Genomic DNA, 2,887 nt, shown 5'->3' with positions numbered 1-2,887 from the left:
GGACGTGAAGTGAGGGTCATAACCTCAATCCAAAACCCCATCAAAGCGTCATTGGTGAACTGGTGCCCGCCGAACACGGATCGTGACGAAGCTGAACTGGCATTCGAACTTTTTCGCCAGTTGATGCATCTTAAGTCCATGGGCTACGAAACTCATATCGTGCCGAGTGATGCCGAACTGGCCCTTGCCGCTCGGGGCGGCGATTGTGGTTGCCTCGGCCTGCTGCTGGAACGTCATCGCGCACGGCTCTATGCGATAGCGCTGAACATGCTCGGCTATGGGTCGGACGCCGAAGATGCTGTGCATGAGACTTTCCTGATCGCGCTGAGGCGCATCGGCGAACTCAAGGATCCGCAAGCCGTCGGTGGCTGGCTTCGCACTGTGTTGCACCGCTGTTGCCTGCAACAATTGCGTCGACGACGACGCGAGATCTTGACCGCCGACATTCCAGACCGCCCAGACGAACGCGCAAGCATTGAGGAGCGGCTGGAGAAAGTCGCGCTTCGCGAATGGGTTTGGGACGCGCTACGCAAGCTTCCCGAGCCGCTGCAGGCTACCGCCATGTTGCGCTATTTCGGAAGCTATCAGTCTTACGAGGAACTGGCCGCCATTCTGGGTGTCCCGATTGGGACGGTTCGCAGTCGTTTGTCGCAAGCCAAACGCAAGCTTGCCGAGATGCTGCTGGAAACGGCGGGCCTTGCCGACACAGAGGCTCGCTCGCAGTCTCGCGAGCGCCAGCGATTCTACTCCGAAATTTTCAATGGGCTCAACCAGCATGGCGAGCGTGACCGCTTCCTTGGGCACTTTGCAGAGGACCTGCATCTTGTCCGCGGGACGAGCAAACCAGTGCTGGGTCGCTCATTCCTTGCCTGGGAAGTCGACGCCGACACGGAAGCCGGCGTCCGCCTGGAACCGCAGCGCATTCTCAGCGCCAGCCAGGTCACCGTGATCGAGGGACTATTCGTCAATCCGCCGGAAGACCCTTTCCACTGCCCGCCGGGTGTCGTCCTGGTGATCTTTCAGCGAGACGGCAAGGCCCGACGCTTGCATCTTCATCTTTCGCCGCGTCCGCCTAGAATCGACGACGACTGATCGAACTTTTTCTCCCGTCCGTGACTCCTTACAGCACGCGGGCATCATCTGGCCCGGACGCAAATGGTTCCAAAGAGGAGAGAGATCATGTTCGCCTTCGCAGTTTCCCATGTTGCTTCCATCGCACACCACGGCGAGCTCGGGCCCAGCCGCTCGCGCCGCCTCCTTCACACGGCGTTCGCATCGACTGTCGTCTGCGCCACATTGTTGTCATCAGGCTTAGGCTGGGCCGGTCAAGCTGAGGTCGACGCCACCTATAAGGACGTCGAGCGGACGCTCGGCTCGGTGCCGACCTTTCTCCATCAGGTTTCAAAAGCAGCGCTGCCGGGCGCCTGGGCAGAGGTGAAGGCTCTGCAGTTCTCCAGCGAAACCGCCCTGCCGCCGAAGGTCAAGGCTCTGATCTCGCTCGCCGTCTCCGCACAAATTCCCTGCCAGTATTGCATCTGGGAAGACACCGAGAGCGCAAAACAGGCGGGCGCAACGGAGGACGAGATCGAAGAGGCCGTCGCTATCGCCGCTCTGTCACGGCACTGGAGCACGATCTTCAACGGCATGCAGGTCGACTTTGAGACCTTCAAGAAGGATCTCGGCGGCGACGCTCAGGCTGCCGCGCCTGCCAAGTAGCGCGAGCCTTGTCGGCACATTGTCGGGATTGGGGCCAGGCCGCGGCAACCATCGTCGGCATCCGCGGACCGGAATAGGGAGTGGAATTCTCATTTTACAGGGAGGTAAAGATGCCAGTAGTCTTCGGAGAAACCGTCAGCACAGTCAAAGATATCGTGTCCGTGCTAAAGAAACACGGTGACGCGGTGCGTGGCACCTATCGTGCCCGCTACCGCTTCGACCCGCAATCAGGCGATCCTTACACAACACCGCTACTGGAGCGACCGGCGAGCCTCAAGGACAATTCGCCGACCGCCGTCTTTCCCTGGGAGCAGATCTTTGCCGCGGCGGCTGTGTGCGCCGGCTCGGATTATCCGATGCTGGCAGCGCATGCGGGGGTCGATCTTCGTTCGGTCGATTTCATCGCGGAAGGCGTGTTCGACCCGCGTGGCGAGTTCGACGGACTTGATGGGCTCACGGCGCCCGTGGACGCCCGGCATTGCTACGTGTCCCTGCACCTCAGCGCGACCGTGTGTTCTTCGGCGCCCCGCGCCGATCTGGAGAAAATTCATGAGCGCGCGATCTCGCACAACATGGTGCTTGGCGCCCTTAGAGGAATTCCCATGACCAGCGAATTGGTGATTCACCAGGCGTGATCCTTGTCGCAGAACTCGCCCGCTGGGCGGTCTGTGGCTTAGTCCCGCCGGTTGCGGCCGGCGGGCCAAATGTGCCTCGTGCACGTTTGCGCCACCACGATCCTGGCAATTTCGCGGGGCGATCTGCTCGAAAGGCAACGGATGGCGGCCGACAGCAACGAGCCGACTGCCCGCTGCAGTAGCGCGCTGCTCGCCAAGTGTTATAGCGCGGAAGGGTTCGGCATTGCGAACCCCGTGACCGCCCCGGCCATCGATATGGCGCAACACATTTCGATACTGGATCGAACGGTGCTTTCGCCCTCTATTTGAAACTGGCGATGGGCAGGAATTTCACCGCGGAGCCGGTGAAGCGGCGGTGATCGGACGTCCGTCCCCGCGGTTGGAATCCATCGAGATAGACATGCTCCGGCGCCGTGCGGATGAAATTGGCGGCAATCATGGGCGCCCCTGTTGATGCGGCCCCACCGGTAATAGCGCGATCTGCCTCGGAATCGGGGCGCCGCTGGACACGATCGGCCTTGGGGTTCGTCCTGACG

General features: G+C 61.2%; 3 protein-coding genes and 1 pseudogene. 3 read left to right on the top strand and 1 reads right to left on the bottom strand.

What is annotated here, in order from left to right; genetic code table 11:
* The 3 genes from EN969_RS24990 to EN969_RS24980 form a co-directional block, all read left to right on the top strand.
* A partial coding sequence (locus EN969_RS24990; protein ID WP_164758468.1) for a sigma-70 family RNA polymerase sigma factor occupies positions 1–1,092 on the top strand: 1,092 nt, incomplete at its 5' end.
* 87 nt (positions 1,093–1,179) lie between these two features.
* Entirely contained in the window at positions 1,180–1,716 is a 537-nt protein-coding gene (locus EN969_RS24985) for a carboxymuconolactone decarboxylase family protein (RefSeq protein ID WP_024504783.1), read from the top strand.
* 110 nt (positions 1,717–1,826) lie between these two features.
* A complete protein-coding gene (locus EN969_RS24980; RefSeq protein ID WP_013530204.1) occupies positions 1,827–2,351 on the top strand; it encodes an OsmC family protein in 525 nt (174 codons plus the stop codon).
* Positions 2,352–2,652: 301 nt separating this feature from the next.
* On the opposite strand, the pseudogene EN969_RS24975 reads toward EN969_RS24980, so the two are convergent.
* Positions 2,653–2,887, bottom strand: a pseudogene (locus EN969_RS24975) (peptidase M15); the annotation flags it as partial.

Origin of the sequence: Mesorhizobium sp. M7A.F.Ca.CA.003.01.2.1, from assembly GCF_003998945.1 — a bacterium.
Classification (GTDB): domain Bacteria; phylum Pseudomonadota; class Alphaproteobacteria; order Rhizobiales; family Rhizobiaceae; genus Mesorhizobium; species Mesorhizobium ciceri.
This window is presented reverse-complemented; position numbering and strand designations above follow the sequence as displayed.

Bases quoted from the DNA above. Each gene is read 5' to 3' on its own strand.
- EN969_RS24985 (WP_024504783.1), top strand. From the start codon at position 1,180: ATGTTCGCCTTCGCAGTTTCCCATGTTGCTTCCATCGCACACCACGGC.
- EN969_RS24980 (WP_013530204.1), top strand. From the start codon at position 1,827: ATGCCAGTAGTCTTCGGAGAAACCGTCAGCACAGTCAAAGATATCGTG.